4 protein-coding genes are annotated in these 17,661 nt (G+C 66.6%); all 4 read left to right on the top strand.

Translation table 11 applies throughout. The features are described from left to right. The first annotated feature begins 94 nt into the window (after positions 1-94). The 4 genes from RLT58_RS07550 to RLT58_RS07535 are packed head-to-tail and all read left to right on the top strand — an operon-like array spanning position 95 to position 17,650. Positions 95-3,097: an SNF2-related protein gene (locus RLT58_RS07550; RefSeq protein ID WP_399131844.1), complete on the top strand. Its 3,003-nt coding sequence runs from the start codon at positions 95-97 to the stop codon at positions 3,095-3,097. Further along, positions 3,094-8,610 carry a hypothetical protein gene (locus RLT58_RS07545; protein WP_311309620.1) on the top strand — a complete coding sequence of 1,839 codons (5,517 nt, stop codon included), beginning with the start codon at positions 3,094-3,096 and terminating at the stop codon, positions 8,608-8,610. The genes RLT58_RS07550 and RLT58_RS07545 overlap by 4 nt, the downstream gene beginning before the upstream one ends. Beyond that, a complete protein-coding gene (locus RLT58_RS07540; RefSeq protein ID WP_311309619.1) occupies positions 8,607-15,347 on the top strand; it encodes a DEAD/DEAH box helicase family protein in 6,741 nt (2,246 codons plus the stop codon). Before RLT58_RS07545 ends, RLT58_RS07540 begins: the two co-directional genes overlap by 4 nt. Next, complete coding sequence (locus RLT58_RS07535; protein WP_311309618.1) at positions 15,344-17,650, top strand: UvrD-helicase domain-containing protein; 2,307 nt, start codon at positions 15,344-15,346, stop codon at positions 17,648-17,650. Before RLT58_RS07540 ends, RLT58_RS07535 begins: the two co-directional genes overlap by 4 nt. Positions 17,651-17,661 lie beyond the last annotated feature (11 nt).

Raw genomic sequence — 17,661 nt, 5'->3', positions numbered from 1 at the left:
GCGGTGCGAGGCGCACCGCGGGTGAGGAATCGGAGCGGACGTGAGCGTCGAGGCGGGAGCCGTGGGCGGGCAGAGCGATACGGCGAGGGGCGCCCTGGAGCCGGACGAAGCCTCGTCAGCGAAGCAGCCGACTGACACTGGCGGATACGCGGCGGGTGCACAGGTCCTGATCCGAGACGAGCTGTGGCTGGTGCGCAACTGCACGGCCACCGACCGTGACGGATGGATGGTTGAGGTCACCGGCATCTCCTCGTTCGTACGCGGGATCGACGCCACCTTCTACGACCGGCTGGATGTCGTTCAGGAGCTGGACCCGCGCGAGACCGAGCTGGTGGCTGACGATTCTCCGAACCATCGCAGATCCCGTCTGTTCCTTGAGGCGATCATGCGGAAGACGTTCCTGCCGCAGACCGAGCACGGCCTGGCGCTGGCGGACAACTTCCTCATGGACCAGCAGGTCCACCAGCTGCGCCCGGCGGAGCTGGCGCTGTCCATGAAGAACCCGCAGCCGCGGATCCTGATCGCGGACGTGGTGGGTCTCGGTAAGACCCTGGAGATCGGGGTGCTGCTGGCAGAGCTGATCCGGCGGGGGCGCGGCGAGCGGATCCTGGTGGTGACGCCGCAGCACGTGCTGGAGCAGTTCCAGCGCGAGCTGTGGACCCGGTTCGCGATCCCGTTGGTGCGGCTGGACTCGACCGGCATTCAGCGGGTGCAGCAGGACATCCCCGCGGGGCGGAACCCGTTCGCGTACTTCAAGCGCGCGATCATCTCCGTGGACACCTTGAAGAGCGACGTGTACGCCCACCACCTGGACAACACCGACTGGGATGCCGTCGTCATTGACGAGTCCCACAACCTCGTCAACCGCGGCACGAAGAACAACGCGCTCGCCCGTCTGCTGGCACGCAAGACCGACGCGCTCGTGCTGGCCTCCGCCACCCCGCACAATGGCGACGCTACCTCCTTCGCCGAGCTGGTCAGGATGCTGGACGAGGCCGCGATCGCCAATCCGTCCCAGTACGAAGTGAAGGATCTCGCGCACCTCTATATCCGGCGCACCAAGACCTCGGCCGAAGTCCGCGAGTCCCTCAAGGGGACCTGGGCGGACCGCGGCCCGTCTCTGCCTCTCCACGCCCCGGCCACCGAGAAGGAACGCGCGGTCCTCGAGGAATTGGCCACGCGCTGGATCCCGGCCGACCCGGCGACGCCGTCGGCGAGTCGGCATCAGCTAGTCCCATACCGGTTGCTGAAGTCTTTCCTCTCCTCGCACAAGGCGCTGCTGGCGACCATCAAGACCCGCATCGGAAACCTCGACAACCCGCCGCCCGACAAGCCCGACAACGGTTCGAAGACACGGAAGCGGCCGGAGGACCCGGCGGTACGCGAAGCGGCACGGAAGGTCGAGAGGGCGGCCCTGACCGACCTGCAGCACCTCGCCGAGCAGATCGAGGACCAGGACTCGGCGAAGAGGGTAGCGCTGCTGGACGAGCTGCGGGAGCTGGGCGTCGGCCCGGGCTCGGACACCCGAGTGGTCGTATTCTCCGAGAGCATCCCCACCCTGAAGTGGCTGGCGGAGACCGTCCCGGCCGCACTCGGCTTCCGGCACACCGCCAGCCCGGACGAGAAGAAGCCCTGGCTTGGATACGGCGGAGCCGTACAGGTCATGCACGGCGAGGCCAGCACCGATCAGGAACAGCAGGACATCGTCGAGAAGTTCGGGCTGCGCGACGACCCGGTGCGCATCCTGTTCACCGGTGACGTCGCTTCCGAGGGCGTCAACCTGCATCAGCAGTGCCATCTGCTGATCCACTACGACCTGCCGTGGTCCCTGATCCGCATCGAGCAGCGCAACGGCCGTATCGACCGGTACGGGCAGGAACACCCGCCTGAGTTCCGCGCGCTGATCCTCACCAGTGACATCCCGTGGCGCATGGACGAGACGACCGGACAGCCGCGGACCCTGGATGACCGGCTGGTGGGTGAGAAGCTCCTCAGGCGTGAGGAGGAGGCCCACAAGATCGAAGGTTCGGCTGAGGCTGTGACCGGCCTGTACCGGGCCAAGGAAGAAGAGAACCGCCTCACCCAGGACCTGATCGCGGGTCGCACCGTCGAGGAGTCCATCAAGCAGTCCCAGCAGGGCGGAGCCGCCTTCCTCACCGGGCTGCTCGGCCAGGTGGGCGCAGTCCACGAACACCCCGAAGTGGCCCGCGCCGTCGTACCGAAGCTCTTCCGGTCCACCGCGGACTACTTCGACGAGGCACTGCGGCAGATCTCCCGTCCCAATCCCGAGGACATGCTGTCGTTGCGGCGCGACGACGACGGCACCATCGCCTTCGAGCCACCACGGGACCTGCTGTACCGGCTCAGGGCACTGCCCAAGTCGTACCTGGACGAACAGCAGATCCTGCCGCGCAAGACCGAGCCGGGACGCATGCGCATCACCTTCTCCAAGGACCTCGCTGGCGCACGCCTGAAGGCGGCGAGGGAGACTACCGCGTCCCAGTGGCCGAACGTCTCGTACGTCACCGACGTCCACCCGGTCCTGGACTGGCTCACGGACAAGGTGCTCGTCGAGATCGGGCGTCACAAGGCCCCGGTGCTCGCCGCCACCGTGGCCAGCCCGATCTTCTTGGTCCAGGGCATCTACTCCAACGCGTTGGGCAAGCCCACCATCGTCGAGTGGATGGCCGTCTCCGGCCTTCCCGACAGCACGCACGTCACAGCGCTGACCGCCGACGTATTGGAGAGCTACGGCGTGGGCCCGAACATGCCCGGCCGCGCCACGCCCCGCGACCTGCCGGGCCTCAACGCGCTCGTGCCCGACGCCATCGACGCTGCACAGCGACAACTCGCCCTCCTGGAAGGCGCGTACCGCGAGCAGATCGAAGAGACCCTTGCTCCCTATCGCAAGAAGGTCACCGACTGGCGGCAGGACGCCCTCTTCGCCAGTGCCCGCCCGAAGGAAGCGGAGCTCGACCGTACGGCCAAGCGGCAGCTGAAGCTTGTCAAGTCCCTGGAGACGGCGGGCGAACCGATGTTGCGCCTGCTGGCCGTCCTCGAACCGCACACCGCCACCGAAGGAGGCAACGAACGATGAGCACCGACTTCGACTCCTTCGCCAACCGTGGCGAATACCTGTCCGCGCACTACTTCGCCGACCAGCTCCGCACCGACCTCAAGAAGGGCCTGTTCGCCACCTGGGCGCAGCGCGAGGGCGACGAGAACGACCCGCGCAAGACCCCGCGCGAGCTGCTGCGCACCCTGCGCACCCCCTACCTTGCCGAGGAACTGCGCGGCTACTTCGTCAAGACCACCCAGGCCGACGCCGAGGACGAAGCCCGCCTCAACACGCACAACAACCCCGAGTGGACCAAGCGCCTTGCGGAGTGGCACCAGATGGTCCTGCGGGCCCTCGGCTACGACACCTCCCCGGCCGAGCTCACCGTGCACCGCGCCGGCCGCGACCACACCCTGCCCGTGGCCTACCACGGCCACGGCATCGTCGCCCTGGACTGCGGCTGGACCGCCGCCAACGACGACGCCCTCAACCCCGACCGTGCCGGACGGCTCCTGTCGTCCGTGCGGGTCAGCGCGAGTGAGTCGTACGAGACGGGCGCGGCCCTGGCCTCATGGCTCTTCCAGAGCGAACTCGGCGGAGTAGGCGGCCCGCACCCCCGCTTCGTCCTGCTGCTGTGCGGCGGCGTCATCCTGCTCGCCGACCGTCAGGCCTGGAACGAGGGCCGATATCTCGCGGCGAACCTCGACGCCGCCCTGGAACGCAACGACCGCACTCAGCAGGGCGAACTCGCCACCATCGCTGCCCTGTTCAGCCTGGACATGCTTCGCCCCGGCGAGAATGACACCAGCCGTGCGATCGACGCCCTGCTTAAGTCCTCTGGTGACAACGCAGCCGGCGTCTCCGGCGAACTGCGCTATGGCCTGCAGCGCTCGGTCGAGATCATCGCCAACGAAGTCCTGCACCGGATGGCCGACCCGAAGAACGACGTCACCCCGGCCGACATCGAAAGCCCCAAGATCCCCTTCGCGCGCGAACTCACCCGCGAAGCGCTGCGCTACCTCTACCGCGTCCTGTTCCTGCTGTACGCGGAGGCCCGCCCCGAACTCGGCATCCTCCCCGCCGACGACGGATCGTACGAGGCCGGCTACTCCATGGCCCGCCTGCGCGAACTCGTCGAGCGCGACGAGGAACTCGTCGAGGAGGAGGCCAAGAACGGCTTCCACCTCTTCCAGTCACTCGACGTCCTGTTCAACAAGGTCAACTTCGGCCACCGCGCGTACGGCACCGAGCCCAACGACGACCAGCCCGGCGACGACGAGGAGACCCGCAAGGCCAAGGAGGCCCGCCGAAGCGAGGACCGCGGCCTGCGCTTCGAGGCCCTGCGCAGCGAACTCTTTGAGCCGACCGCCATCCGCCTCATCGGCACCGGCGTCCTCGACCCGCGCAGCGACGAGGACAACGATCCACGCTGGCTCGACCTGTGTCTGCGTAACGAAGCCCTCCACGAGGTGCTGCGGCTGCTCACCATGAAGAAGGGCAAGCGCGGCGAACGCGGCGGCTTCATCTCCTACCGCAACCTCGGCATCAACCAACTCGGCGCTGTCTACGAGGGGTTGATGTCCTACACCGGCATCATCGCCAAGGAGGAACTGTGCGAGGTGGCCAAAGGTGGTGACCCGGAACAGGGTTCCTGGCTCATCCCCTCGCACAAGCAGGACCAGTACCCCGACAAGACCCTCGTCCAGTACGGCGAGGACGATGCTCGCAAGGGCCTGCGCGGCGCCAAGAAGTACGAGAAAGGCTCGTTCGTCTATCGGCTCGCTGGCCGCGACCGGGAAACCTCCGCCTCGTACTACACCCCTGAGTCGCTGACCAAGGTCACCGTCGAACTCACCCTCAAGAGCCGACTCGACCAGGAGCGCGACGAGCACGGCGATGTCATCAAGACGCGGGCGTCAGAGCTGCTGAAGTACAAGATCTGCGAGCCGGCGCTCGGCTCGGGCGCGTTCCTTAACGAGGCCATCAACCAGGTCGCCGATGAGTACCTGCGCCGCCGCCAGGACGAACTCGGCATCACCATCCCCGCGGCCGACGCGATCGCCGAGAAGCAGAAGGTCAAGGCGTACATCGCCCTGCACAACGCCTACGGGGTTGACCTTAACGCGACGGGCGTCGAGTTGGCAGAGGTGTCGCTGTGGCTCAACACCATGCACCCCGGCATGCGCGCCCCGTGGTTCGGCCTGCACCTGCGCCGAGGTAACTCGCTCATCGGCGGGCGCAGGGCGGTGTACGCAGGCGATGACGTGGCGGGCAAGGACAAGGCCTGGCTGAGGGCGAAGGGCGCCCTGGCACCGACTTTGCTGCCTTTCCTCAAGGGCGGCGAGGCGCAGCTGCTGCCTGCCGACGCGGTGCACCAGTTTCTGTTGCCGAGCCCTGGCTGGGCCGCGGTCGCAGGCTCGAAGGAAGCCAAGGAACTTGCCAAGGAGGGCGTCGAGCAACTCGCTGCCTGGAAGAAGGGGATCCTCCAGCGTCCCAAGCGCAGCACCGCGCACCTCAATGCGGACGGCAGTCTCAAGCTCAATCCCAAGACCAAGCAGCCGAAGCCGGAAGCATCCTCGCAGTTCACGAAGCTGCGGGACGCTGCCCGGCGGGTTGAGTTCTTGTGGGCGGCCGTGGTCAAGCGCATGGAACTCTCTGAGAAGGAGATCGCGCGCCGGATCGAATTGTGGCAGGCCGATCCGACGGATCCCGAGTACGCCTTCCTCCAGCACCCCGATCAGGCGGTGCGGAAGGAAAAGGTTCTGGAGGATCTTTTCAACGCCGTCGACACTCCGTACTGGCGACTGAAGAAGGTCATGGACGCCTGGTGCGCCCTGTGGTTCTGGCCAGTCGACAAGGCTGGGCTGCTGGACGGGAGCGACGGTGAGTACGCGGCCCGGACCGTTGTCAGTGACGCGGACGGTCTCAGCAAGGTGCTCGGTGGGATGCCGCTGACCGGGGAGCGGTCTGAGCCCCAGCCCGATCCCGAGCAGGCAGCCGTTGCCGCACCGACGCCCGCACCGCGGTTCGTCGAGGCGACGGCCCTGTTCGCACTGGGTCCTGAACAGACCTCGTTCGAGGATCTTGAACTGACCCCGCACGACGAGCTGGTCGTGGAAGTGAGACAGGTCGGACCGAAGGGCGGGAAGAAAGGCCCGGTCAAGCCGAAGGCGCCAGAACGGCGGCCGATTATCCCGCTCAAGGAGCTCGACGACTGGCTGGAGTTCCTAGAAGCCATGCTGGGCACGGCCGACGTGCCCGAAGGCACCCTCATCGACAGCTTCAAGAGCCTGGACGAACTGAAGAGCTTCGAAGAGACACTTCCAGGCTTCATGGGAATGGACGTCGACAACCCGGAAGACCGGTTTCCCTGGCTCCGGAAGGTGCGCGACATTGCGGATGAGCAGGGATTCCTGCACTGGGAGTTGGAGTTTGCCCTCGTGTTCGCGAGGAACGGCGGCTTCGACCTTCAAGTGGGGAATCCGCCTTGGGTAAGGCCTAGGTGGATTGAGTCGGCCGTACTCGCGGAGCATGAGCCATGGTTCGCCCTGGAGACAAAGGCGCCAACGGATGAGAAGGAGCGTCGGCGTCTGGAAGTATTGGGAATCTCCGAGTCTCGGCGCTACCTGCTCAGCGAGCTGACGAACGTCAGCGCGCAGGTTGCCGTTTTCGGGTCTCCGCAGATGTATCCATTGCTGGAAGGGACCCAGTCGGATCTGTACCGAGCGTTCATGTCTCAGGTATGGGCACACATGTCGGCGGACGGGGCCGCCGGGATGGTACATCCAGACACACATTTCACGGGAGACAAGGAGGGGGCGCTTCGGGAGGCTGCTTATCAACGGCTTCGAATTCATGGGGATTTCTTTAACCCCGGACACCGGTTCTTCCAGAAGCCCGTTGGCGAGTCCAGTCACTTTGGAGTGCATATCTATGGCAGTGCCGGGAAAATCGGATTCGACCATCTGTCCTGGCTTGTCTCCACAGATGCCCTCCGACTGTCGTCACAGCATGACGGCAGGGGCGAGGGGCCGGGTATTCGGTATCGCGGCGGCGCCTATGACGAGCGCCCGCACCTCGCCCGCGTCGTGCGTGTGGACACTCAATTGCTTGCCGTCTGGCAGCGTCTGCTGAACGAGGTCAATCAGCCGGTGGAGCAAGCGCGTCTGCTCTTTCCAGTTAGTACAGCGGAGGCCTCGGCGATCGAGGCGCTAGCTGATTATCCTGTGCGACTGGAGGATTTCTCTCCGGAGATTGCGCGTGGATATGATGAGAGCGGGGCCAAGAAGAAGAATCTGATTGACTACAATCGCCCTGCCCCTGCCACGGGGAAGGAATATCAACCGGATCGTTGGCGTGGGGTGATTCTCAAAGGAATCCAGCTAGGCGTCGCTACATCGGCCTTCAAGCGCTATGACGCTAATACCAATGATCCGTATGGTGTTGATCTCGTTAGGCTCCCCTCGGACTTTGTTCCGAGTTCTGCTTATGTGCGAGTTCCTGGCAGGAGCGAGGCGTACTTGCGTGAACAGGAAAGATGGACCGATTACCGCGCGCTTGACTGCATAAAATCCAGCAGTAAAGCGATTGCTCGCGCGAGGCGGCAGGTCGCATATGCCGAACGAATTCCTGAAGAGAAGGTGACTCAGGGTCAGGTGGAGGCGGTGTTGATCCAGCGAGCCCAACGCCGGTACGTGACATTTCATCGACTTGCCTGGCGCCGCCAGGTAGCCCCTGACACCGAACGGGCCCTGTACGCGGCTCTCGTTCCGCCTGGTACTGCACATATCCATGCTGTGCACAGTCTCGCGATGCCTGAGCAGCGTGACACTGTGCTGATCGGTGGTTTCTGGGCTTCGCTTCCGCTGGATTACTTTCTCCGAGTTACCGGCCGAGGCGACCTTCAGGCCAAGGGTGCCAAGGCGATGCCCGCCCCCGCCCCTAACCACCCACTATCGTCTGCCCTGCTCCTCCGAACCCTCCGTTTGAATTGCCTCACTCGCGCGTACGCCGACCTCTGGTCGGACCTGTACGACTCCACATGGCTTGACCGCGAGTCTTGGGCTCGAGGATGGCCCGGGCTCCCGGCGCTGAATGACGTCACGGCGGACTGGCACCCCGAAACGCCCCTCCGTACGGAGCGCGCTCGGCGCTCGGCGCTCGTGGAGATCGACGCGCTCGTGGCGGTTTGGCTCGGTATGGATGCTGATGCGCTGGTCGCGGCATACAGAGGCCGTTTTCCCGTGCTGCAGAAGTACGAGGCTGTGACGTGGTTCGACGCCGACGGCTGGAAGCTTGCAGGAAATTCGCGCACGATCGGGCAGCAGCAGACGAAGGATTCCTGGAAGGAGTTCGAGCAGTACCGGACAGCCGTGGTAAAGGGGCGGGATCCGGGTGACACCCCCGTTCCCGAGGGCTATACCAAGCCCTTCCACCAGGCAAAGCGCGAGGACGAGATGCGCGAGGCGCACGCCCATTTCAAGAAGCGGCTGGACGCAGCGATCGCCCGCGGTGAGTGGGACCCGGTCAAACAGGAGGTGCCGAAGCCGTGAGGCCGACGCTGGAGGCGCGCGGGCTCAAGGAGAGCCTGCTGCAATATCTGTCGACGACGTACGCGCTAACGGACGAGGGCGCGCGCGAAGCACTGCACCGGTTCCTCGGCGACGAGACAACGGGGATGTTCCGGGGACCGTACCTGCGGATCCGCACCCCGTTCACGGCGGCCCACGAAGGGTGGCGCGAGCACCTGGAGTGGCAGCGCGTGGGGTTCACGCCGTACGCGCACCAGGCAGTTGCGTTCGAGCGGTTGACCTCCGCGAATGGGCACACTCCGCAGCCGACCCTTGTCACTACGGGGACGGGCTCGGGAAAGACGGAATCATTCCTCTACCCCGTGCTCGATCACTGTCGCCGGGAGCGGGAGGCGGGGAAGACCGGCATCAAAGCGGTGTTCCTGTACCCGATGAACGCGCTCGCGACCGATCAGGCGCAGCGCATCAACGACCTGCTCACGCAGAACGACGAGGCTCTCGGCAAGCTCTGGGCGGGGCTGTACATCGGGGACCGGGCGGCGACCCAGTACGAGAAGGTGCGTACGCGGCGTTCGGACATGCAGCTATCACCGCCGGACATCCTGATCACCAACTACAAGATGCTGGATCTGCTGCTGCAGCGTGAGGACGACGCCCCCCTGTGGCGGGACGCGGATATCCGGTACGTGGTGGTGGACGAGTTCCACACGTACGACGGTGCGCAGGGCACCGACGTGGCGATGCTGCTGCGACGGCTCGCGTCCGCGGTCGGCATGTCCGAGAAGGGACGCCCGCTGGGCCGCATCTGTCCGGTGGCGACCTCCGCGACGCTCGCATCAGGAACAGACGAAGACGGGGTGACTCGCCTGCTGGAGGTGGCGAGCGATGTCTTCGGTACGGAGTTCTTGGCGGAGTCCATCGTCGGAGAGAACCGGCTATCGGTCGAGGAGTTCATCCCGCTGACCGACGTGAAGATGCAGGGACTGCCGACGCCCGACGAGCTGCTGGCTCTGCCCGATCCCGCTTCCGGCGAGGAGGCGATGCTCGACCTCATCAAAGCGGTGACAACGGTTCGCGATCCGGATCCGTTTCTGCTGGGTGAGAACCTCAAGCGGCATCTGTTCACCCGGGCGGTGATGCAGGCGCTGGACGGCGAGGTGAAGACCAGCGACGAAGTGCTGGACGTGATGTGGCGTGCAGGCGCGGCCGGTTGGGCAGAGGCCGTGGCTCGGCAGCCGGAGAAGGCGGCCGAGGCGCTCGCCCGATTCGTGGCGCTGATGTCGTACGCACGTGACCCCAAGTCATCTCCCGTAGAGCCGCGTCCGTTCGTACACGTCGAGGTGCACCAGTGGGCCCGGTCCGTGTCCCGGCTGTTGCGCGGTGTGCTGCCGTGGCCGAAGGCGGAGTTCCGCTGGGATGCGGCGGGCATGGCGGACGCCAGCGCCACGGACGGCGGTCGTACGGCGCCGGTGACGACGGCGACGTCGGGTCAGAGCGCCAATCTCTTCCTGCCGGCCGTCTACTGCCGGGACTGCGGGCGGTCGGGCTGGGCAGTGTTCTCGCCAGAGAGCGATGACCATGACGTCCAGTTCGACACCTTCAAGATCCGTCGCGCCTCCCTCGGCCAGGACAAAGCTCGGGTACGGAACCTGATCGCGGCGACCGAGCGGGAGGCGCGAGAGGGCTCCGGAGCAGCGCCGATGACGGCCGGCGGCAGGGGTACGAGCGCGGCATCGCAGGGCTCGGGCGGTTTGCTGATGGTGTTGGACGGCGCGCGCAAGCGGCTGCGGCTTCCGGATCCGCTCAACGACTACGACAAGGACACTAAGGAGCCGCGGCTGACGGCCCGCGACTCGGCGTTCGTGCTGGTCAACTTCGGTGGCACGGTGGCGAACACCGCGGCCAGGGAAGACTGGTGTGCGGCGTGTGGCGAGCACAATGCCATCCGATACCTGGGCACCGGGTCAGCCGCCATGGCCGCGGCGTCGATCACGCAGCTGTTCACGGGCGGGGAGCTCGACAAGAAGCTGCACGAGGACAAGACGCTGATGTTCAACGACTCGGTGCAGGATGCCGCGCACCGGGCCGGGTTCGTCGCCAACCGTTCGTATACCTTCTCGCTGCGCGCCCTGCTGGCCAAGCACCTCAGGCACGACCAGCCGACGCCGCTCAATGACCTGATCGCGGGCGTGGTCGAGGCCACCACGGATAAGGACACTCTGGCTGCGGTGGTGCCGCCGGATCTGCACGGGTACAACGGAGTTGATCGGCTGCTGTCCGGCGAGGGTCGTGGCGGGAGTCTGCCAGTGTGGCGTCTTATCGGGCAGCGTCTCGCGTTCGAAGCGCTGATGGAGTTCGGCTTCCGATCGCGCAATGGCCGCACCCTGGAGCTGACCAGGACCGCTGCTGCGCATGTTCGTATCGACGATGCGGCGGCCGTCGTAGCCCTCGTCAAGCGGATCCACGAGGAGTGCGTGCGCGACGGTGTCCCGCTGATCGCTCAGGACGACGCACGCTATCTGGCGTTCGTACGGATCTTCTTGGAGCGGCTGCGCACCCGGGGTGCGGTGGCCCACAAGTGGCTGAGCAAGTACGTGGACGAGGCGGGTACCAGCCGGTACTTCATCTGGGGCAAGCGGGCGCCAGGCATGCGGGCTTTCCCCAAGCGCGTCGCGGCCCCGGTGTTCCTGCTCAGCCAGCCCAAGAACGGCAGCGAGTTCGACTTCGCGACCGGGCGGTTGTCCTGGTACGAGCGGTGGGCAGGGCGCTGCCTCGGTCTCCCGCGCGAGATGGCGCCGGAGTTCTGGAATCGGCTGCTGCCAGAGCTGGCCTCGCTCGGCCTGCTCTCGGTCCGTACTCCGACTGATACCTCGGTACGGGTGTACGGCTTGAAGCCGGGCAACATCGAGGCCCAGCTGCTGGACGACGAGCAGGTACGTCACGCCTACGTGCGCTGCCCGGTGTGTTTCTGGGAGCAGACGGTCCACCCGTCCCTGCTTGACCAGTGGCACGAGCAGCCGTGCCCCTCTTACCGCTGCCGCAACGGCCGCCTGGTGGCCGGCGACCGGCCCGAGGGCCTGGGCGTGCACCACCGCGACCGCGACTACACCGACGACTACTACCGTCGTCTGTACCGCAAGGCGGGCACCTATCAGGTGGTCACCGCTGAGCACACCGGGATGCTCTCCCGTCCGGAGCGGGAGAATGTGGAGAAGGCCTTCAAGCGCCGCGAGGGCTTCAAGGACCCCAACGTCCTGTCGTGCACCCCGACACTGGAGATGGGCATCGACATCGGTGACCTCTCGGCGGTCGTGCTTGCCGCGCTGCCGCGTCGCCCTGCCAGCTACGCCCAACAGGTCGGGCGAGCGGGACGCCGTACGGGCAATGCGTTCTTGCTGACCATCCCCGACCGACGGCGCCGCGACCTGTACTTCCTGGAGCGGCCCAAGGATCTGATCGCGGGCACGATCGTGCCCCCGGGCTGCCATCTGTCAGCCATCGAGATCCTGCGCCGCCAATATCTGGCGCACTTGCTGGACCTCGCGGCCGCCGGACGGCTGGTGCGTGCGGACGGCATCGTGCTGCGCGCGCTGCCGCACAAGGCGCCTCGTCTGTTCGGGCCTTCGGGCTACCTGGTTGACCTGGTGGAGCTGGCCATCGCCCAGGGGGAGGAGCTGGCGAAGGGGTTCATGGAGTTGTTCCCCTCCGGTGTCAACGACCAGGCCAAGGCCGATCTGCGCGCGTACGCCACCCAGGACCTGCGCTCCAGGGTCGAGGAGGCCGAACGGGAGTGGTTCCGCGGCCAGCGAGCGCTGCGGGCCCGGCTGCGTGAGATCGACGATGCCCACGAGGAACTACACGACTCCGATCCGGACCAGGCACGGCAGAAGGCCGAACTGGACGCCGAACGACGCGGAGTTGGCCGCCGCCTGATGAACCTGGGCGAGACATCGGCCCAGACCGCGCTGTGTGATCTGGGGCTGCTGCCCAACTACGCGCTGATCGACTCCACGACCGTTCTGTCGGCGACGCTTTACGGCGAGGACGGGGTGGACGCCAAGACCGGGCAGGTGAAGTACACCTCCACCACCGACTCCTACGAGAGGCCACGGCGTATCGCCCTGGAGGAGATGGCCCCGGGCAACACCTTCTACGTCAACGGCCATAAGCATCAGATCACCGGTCTGGAGATCTCCACCGGCGGACGGCAGGAGTGGCGCACCTGGCGGGTATGCCCGGGCTGTGGATATGTGCGTACCGAGGACGCCGCCGAGGACCGGTCACCGTGCCCGCGCTGCAAGACCAGTCATATCGCGGACGACGGCTCTTGTCTGTTCCAGATCGTCGAACCAGCAACCGTGACCTCGCGGGACAAACGGGAAGACGCCCAGATCCGCGACGACAAGGATGACCGGGACCGCCGCTTCTACACCGTCGTGGACGCGGTCGACATCCCGGTGGAGACCATTGAGCCGGGCTCCTGGCGGCACGACAGCCAGACGTTCGGCGTCGACTACTGCCGCAAGGCGATGATCCGCCGGATCAACGTCGGACCCGTCCGTTACGACGCCCCGAACCGTGACGACTTCGCCGGCCACCGCGTGCGCCTGAACCCGTTCCACGTGTGCACGGCCTGCGGCGCGGCCACCGCGGACGGTCAGCCGGTCTTCGACCACGACACCGACGCACTCGACTCCCTCGCCGCCCGCAGTGGAGCACTCAAGCACCACCGTCCATGGTGCCCGCTGCGGCGCGGAAAGAAGGACGGCGTCCGGCAGGAACCGGTCCTGCTCGCCCACAAGTTGGAGACCGAAGCCCTGCGGGTCCTCATCCCCGCCGCCACCGCAGACGTCGATTCCAAGGTGCACTCGTTCAGGGCCGCACTTCGCCTCGGCGTGGACCTTCACTTCGGCGGCGACCCTCAGCACCTGGCCACCACCGTCGCCTCCATGCCGGACAACGAGAGCGGCGAGCGCCGCTGGTTCCTCGTGCTCTTCGACTCGCTGCCCGGTGGCACCGGCTACCTGGACCGGCTGACCGACCCGATCGCGTTCCGCGACACCCTGGCCAAGGCGTACGAGATGCTCAAGGAGTGCCCGTGCGCCGAGGAGCAGCGCCGGGCCTGCCACCGTTGCCTGCACCGTTACACCCCGGAGCCGTTCCAGGACATCGTCTCGCGCCAGGCCGCGCTGACGATGTTGGAGTCCCTTCTGTTCAAGCAGGACGGCTCGGACGGCTGGGAGTGGAGCGAGGTCGACCACACCGGACTGGTAGGGCTGGACGCCCAGGTCGAATCCGACCTGGAGGCGCGCTTCCTGGCGGCCCTGCGCGACTGGGTGAAGGTCACCGACGACGCCTCCCTCGACGAAGACGGCCATGCGAGCGGGCATCTGCGCTTCACCGACGGTCCCGGCGTCATGCACTGGCGGCTGACCGCGCAGCAGCAACTCCGGGGAACCGTAACCGACTTCACCTTCACGCGCATCGACGGGCCGACCCAGAGCGTCAAGGTCTACCTCGAAGGCTTCCGCTTCCACGCCAGCCGCGAGCACAACCAGATCGCCACCGACGCGGCGAAGCGCACCCTCCTGCGCGCCGAAGGGGAGACCGTCTTCCAGATCACCTGGGCAGACATCGATCTCTTCGAGAAGCGCCCCACCCGTACGCAGCCCGTATGGCCGCCGTACCGGGGCACGGCTCAGGAACAGGCCAAGACCGCCTACGAGCAGTATGGCGGCCAGCGCGCACACTTCGCCGACGCCGTCTTCGCCAACCCCATCGACATCCTGATCGCCTACCTGCGTGATCCGGATGCCGACCGCTGGGCCCGCCGGGCCCGCGCCCTGGTCACCGGACTGACGGCCCAGCCAGGCACGGCCCCGGTCACCGCGACCGGACGCCGCAGCGAACTGGTGGCAGCCCTGCGCGGCCAACTGGCCACCTTCTCCGCGACCGAGCGCCACGACAAGCCGGTCGTGGCGGATGCGGCCGCCATCGGCCCCGTCCACGTCTTCCGTACGCAGGACGAGACCGGGCTCCCGCTCGTGTTCGCCCTGGACGCCGCCGACCCTGAGGCCCTGAAGTGGACCGCGCTCGCCGTGCTCGACGACTCCGAAGCAGTGCTGGACACGGACGAGCACAAGGAGCGCTGGCGGTCCTGGCTGTACTGGACCAACCTCACCCAGTTCCTTTCGCTGGCCGGCGGCGACGGCGTCCAGCTCGCCACCAGCAAAGCTGCGGACTTCGAGGTCGAGGTCCTCGCGGTCTGCGGCGGGCTCGGCGAACTCGACTCGCTCATCGGCGCCCCCGCACCCGTCGTGTCCGAGGTGCCCGCGGCCGTGGTCAAGCCCGTCGACCCGGATCCCGGGCACGACTCGCCAGCCGAAGCGGCCCTGGCCCAGGCCCTCCGCGACGCCGTCTGGGACGAGGACATCCTGGAAATCCTGCGCGAAGACGCGGACGAGACACCGGACTTGCTCCGCCTCGCCGAGAGACTTGCCGACCGCGGCAAGCAGGCACCCGTCTTCGGCTACGAACTGGGGACCAGCCGCTGGCAGGTCGACTTCGCCTGGCACACCTCCGCCCTCAAGATTGCCGTTGTCGCCGCCCACCAGGGTGACGACGACCCCGAGACCCAGCGACGCGATGCCGCGTATGCCGAGGACGGCTGGACTGTGCGTACCGCCGCCGAATGGCTCGCCCATCTCGACGAACTGCTCGACCAGCTCCCCGACACGGAAGAAGGCACGCTCCGATGACCGCCCGGCTCAGCCTGTACCGCAAAGCCGAACAGGAGCTGTACAAGCTCGACCGCTCGGTCAAGGCCCAGTTCTACGACTTCTGTCACAACTTTCGGAACAACCCCGATCTCCCGGGGCTCAGGAAGAAGAAGCTCAAGGGCGACTCTCGTATCTGGTCGGCTCGCGTCAACCAGGACTATCGGGCCCTGATCACCCCCACCGGTGTCGACGCGGACGGTGCCGAGAGCTGGCTGGTCATCGCCGTCAGGCACCGCAAGGACGTCTACGAAGAGCTTCAGGTCGCTGTCAACCGCGTCACCGGCGAGATCGAGTTCGTCGACCTCGCCGTCGTCGGCGACAGCGCTCTCCGCAGGGTCGGCATCACCCTCACTCCGGCTGAGCCTGAGGAGCAGGCCCCCAAGCTCGAGACTGTCCCTGAACCCGAGCCTGCGGCGCCGGCGCTGCTCTCCGCGTACGACGCAGGGCAACTACGGGGTCTCGGCGTCGCCGAGCAGCTGATCGACCTGGCGCTCACGGTGACCACCAGCGCCGAACTCGACCAACTGGTCGAGAGCGCACCGCTGTTGTCGAAGGACATCCTGTACGGCCTTGCCGCCGGGATGGACATCGACGAAGTCCGCAATGAGATCACCGCTCCGGTCAAACTCGACCAGCAGCCCGACCCCGACGACTTCGCTACAGCGTTCTCCCGCACCAAGGTCACCACAGTCGACGACGCAGTACGCGCTGTCATCGAGGAAGGCGACTTCCGCGCATGGAAGGTCTTCCTCCACCCCACGCAAGAACGCATCGTCCACCGCCACTACAACGGCCCTGCCCGCGTCTCCGGCGGCCCCGGCACCGGCAAGACGATCGTCGCCCTGCACCGGGTCAAGCACCTCGCTGAGCAACTGCCCCCCGGACACAACAAGCCGATCCTGCTGACCACCTTCACCAAGAACCTCACTACCGACCTGCGCCTGCGGCTTGCCTCCCTCGTCGAACCGGAGCTGCTGGCCCGCGTCGACATTGCTCACATCGACCAGCTCGCCGCTCGCGTTCTGGGCGAGAACACCGCCTCTGGCCGCGGTAAGCAGCGCGTATACGACCACGTGGCCCTGAACGAGATGCGCCAACTGCTGGCCGAACTCGACGACCGACGCTGGGAGCCGGAGTTCCTCCTTGAGGAGTGGGAGCAAGTCATCCTCGGCCAGTCGGTCCCCACCCGCTCCGACTACTTCAAGGCCCGCCGCGCTGGCCGGGGGCGCGCGCTCACCCGCCCCGAGCGCAACCACATCTGGAAACTCATCGAGCAGTTCACCGCCCGCCTCGACAAGCTGGGCGTCGAAACCTGGGGCCAGGCCGCCGAACGCGCCGCCCGCTTCGAGATCGAGCGCGCCGCGAAGGTCAGGGCCCGCCGCGAGTACAAGGAAGAGATCGGCGGCAAGGACCTCATCCACCGCGACGACAGCTCCGGCATGCGCTACATCGGCTACCGCTACCGGCACATCGTCGTCGACGAGGCCCAGGACCTGCGTCCCGCGCACTGGAAGATGTTGCGTGCAATGGCCGACCCCGACCAGCCCAACGACATGTTCGTCGCAGGCGACACTCACCAGCGCATCTACGACCACCAGGTCGCTCTTGGTGCCCTCGGCGTCAACATCCGAGGCCGTGCCTCACGGCTGACCCTGAGCTACCGCACGACGAAGGAGATCCTCGCCGAGGCTCTCCGCGTCGTCGACCCCAAGACCAAGAACGAGAAGGTCACGTACGACGACCTCGACGACGGCACCGACACCCTCGCCGGATACCGTTCCGTCCTTCACGGCCCCAAGCCCGACTTCAATCGGTACGACACCTGGGACGAAGAGCTCGCCGGACTCGCCACGACCTTGAGCACGTGGCGCGAGGAACTTTCCACCGACGGCAAGGGCGCCTCCCTCGACCCCAGCGGGCGCATCGCCGTGTGCGTCGCCGACCGCGACATGGTCAGCCAGACCATGTACTACCTCGCCACCAAGGCGGGCATCACCTGCGCCGAACTCACCAAGGACGGCCCCAAGGGTGACGGCGAAGTCCACGTTGGCACCATGCACCGCTTCAAGGGACTCGAGTACCAGCGCCTCGCCATCGTCGGTGCGAGCGACGGCATCATCCCGCGCACCAGCGTCATCGAGCGCTACCGCACCGAAGACCCGCCCCGCTACGAACGCGAGCAGCGTAAGGCTCGCTCCTTGCTGTTCGTCGCCACGACCCGGGCCCGCGATGCCCTGAACATCAGCTGGCACGGCAAGCCCAGTCCGTACCTGCCGATCTGACGCGCCGTACG

Source organism: Streptomyces sp. ITFR-16, assembly GCF_031844705.1.
GTDB lineage: Bacteria > Actinomycetota > Actinomycetes > Streptomycetales > Streptomycetaceae > Streptomyces.
This window is presented reverse-complemented; position numbering and strand designations above follow the sequence as displayed.

Excerpts from the sequence above, each read along its gene's own strand:
- RLT58_RS07535 (WP_311309618.1), top strand. The coding sequence starts at position 15,344 with ATGACCGCCCGGCTCAGCCTGTACCGCAAAGCCGAACAGGAGCTGTAC.
- RLT58_RS07545 (WP_311309620.1), top strand. The coding sequence starts at position 3,094 with ATGAGCACCGACTTCGACTCCTTCGCCAACCGTGGCGAATACCTGTCC.